Source organism: Actinoplanes sp. NPDC051633, assembly GCF_040681735.1.
Lineage (GTDB): Bacteria > Actinomycetota > Actinomycetes > Mycobacteriales > Micromonosporaceae > Actinoplanes.
Genome location: NZ_JBFAZH010001242.1, coordinates 1 through 2,183 on the forward strand (window position 1 = coordinate 1; position 2,183 = coordinate 2,183).

Below are 2,183 nucleotides of genomic sequence, written 5' to 3' on the forward strand. Positions count from 1 at the left end.
GGCCTCGCGCAGTGGACGGAAAAGATCCTCCTCACGCACGGCGCCGAATGCCTCCACGTCGGCGCGCTGGGCGATGACGCGAGCCGACGGGAACGGGGTGTCCAGCGGCATCGCCCACCCGATGTGGTCGGAGTGCAGGTGGGTCAGGACGATCGCGGTGACCTCGTCGGGCGCGATGCCGGCCTCGGTCAGGGCAGCGGGGAGCCGGCCCGGCACCGGCGCCCAGGACCGGGCCGGCGCCGTGGCCGGGCCGATGCCCGCGTCGACCAAGATGACCGGGCCGTCCGCGTACCGGATGGCGAAGCTCCGGAAGCGCAACCACCAACGGCCGTCGGCCGTGCGCGCGGCCGGATCGAAGTCGTCCGCCGCGGCCCATTGCGCGGCACTGGCCGTGGGAAACGCGGCCTCGCGAGGCTCGAAGAACGGACCCTCGGCGTCCTGCAATGCGGTGACCGTGAGCGGTCCGATCGTGCGGGTCGTCATGGCTGCAGGTTAGGGCGTGCGCGGGGCGATCGGCGGTGTCAGCAGGTCGTTCAAGTCCGGCGGCTGGTCGCGCGGCGGCCCCGGTCACGAAGGCGCGTCGGGTCGGTGACATTCCTCGATGCCACTGCCGCTAGGTTTCGCGAGCGGGAGCGCGGATAGGAACGAGTGGAAAGTCCCGATGCCGAATCCGCGGGGAATATGCAGTACGCTCGTACTGCTAAGTGTGTGTCTTGCGAGGAGGAGCGCCGGCCGATGGCGAAAATCAAGGTCAACAACCCGGTGGTGGAGCTCGACGGCGACGAGATGACCCGGATCATCTGGAAGCAGATCCGGGAGCAGCTGATCCTGCCCTACCTCGACGTCCCGCTGGAGTATTACGACCTCTCGATCCAGCACCGGGACGAGACCGACGACCAGGTCACCGTCGACGCGGCGAACGCCATCAAGCAGCACGGCGTCGGCGTCAAGTGCGCGACCATCACGCCGGACGAGGCGCGGGTCGCCGAGTTCGGGCTGAAGAAGATGTGGCGCTCGCCGAACGGGACGATCCGCAACATTCTGGGCGGCGTCGTCTTCCGTGAGCCGATCATCATGGAGAACGTGCCGCGCCTGGTCCCGGGCTGGACCAAGCCGATCATCATCGGCCGTCACGCGCACGGCGACCAGTACAAGGCGACCGACTTCGTGGCGCCGTCGGCGGGCAAGATGACCATGACCTTCACCCCGGCGGACGGCTCGGCGCCGATGGAGTTCCACGTCGCCGACTTCCCGGCCGGCGGCGTCGGCATGGGCATGTACAACTTCGACGAGTCGATCCGCGACTTCGCGCGCGCCTCGTTCCGCTACGGCCTCGCCCGCAACTACCCGGTCTACCTCTCCACCAAGAACACGATCCTCAAGGCGTACGACGGCCGCTTCAAGGACCTGTTCGCGGAGATCTTCGAGACCGAGTTCGCCGACCAGTTCCGCGACGCCGGCCTCACCTACGAGCACCGGCTGATCGACGACATGGTCGCCGCCGCGATGAAGTGGGAGGGCGGCTACGTCTGGGCGTGCAAGAACTACGACGGTGACGTGCAGTCCGACACGGTGGCGCAGGGCTTCGGCTCGCTCGGCCTGATGACCTCGGTGCTGATGACCCCGGACGGCAAGACGGTCGAGGCCGAGGCCGCCCACGGCACGGTCACCCGGCACTACCGCCAGTGGCAGAAGGGCGAGAAGACCTCCACCAACCCGATCGCCTCGATCTTCGCCTGGACCGGCGGTCTCAAGCACCGTGGTCTGCTCGACGAGACGCCGGCGGTGACGGAGTTCGCCGAGACGCTGGAGAGGGTCTGCGTCGAGACGGTCGAGGGCGGTCAGATGACCAAGGACCTCGCGCTGCTCATCTCGCGCGACGCCCCGTGGCTGACGACCGACGAGTTCATGAACGCCCTGGACGAGAACCTGGCCCGCAAGCTGGCCTAGCAAGCAGGGGGTACGCGCGACACGGAAGGCCCCCTGGCACACACGCGAGCAAGGCGCGTCCTCGGGGCCGAGGACGCGCCTTTCGCGTGAGCGGTCCAAGCTAAGAAGTGGTAGCCCAGCCGCGCATCCGGACCCCGGACACGTGGCTCGGCTACCACTTCGGGGTTAGGGGGCGGGGGGCCCGGGACAAGGCCCCCCGCAGGGAAGGGACGGCAGGCGCTCGAAGCGCCCAC

Annotated in this window: 2 protein-coding genes; one reads left to right on the top strand and one right to left on the bottom strand. The window is 68.7% G+C overall.

Annotated elements, in window-relative coordinates; translation table 11 throughout:
- Positions 1-483, bottom strand: a 483-nt coding sequence (locus tag AB0M20_RS39525) for an MBL fold metallo-hydrolase (protein WP_364306184.1), incomplete at its 3' end; no start/stop codon positions are given.
- 252 nt (positions 484-735) lie between these two features.
- Here AB0M20_RS39525 and AB0M20_RS39530 point away from each other — a divergent pair.
- Positions 736-1,950, top strand: coding sequence for an NADP-dependent isocitrate dehydrogenase (locus AB0M20_RS39530; protein ID WP_364306186.1), 1,215 nt, complete (start codon positions 736-738; stop codon positions 1,948-1,950).
- Positions 1,951-2,183 lie beyond the last annotated feature (233 nt).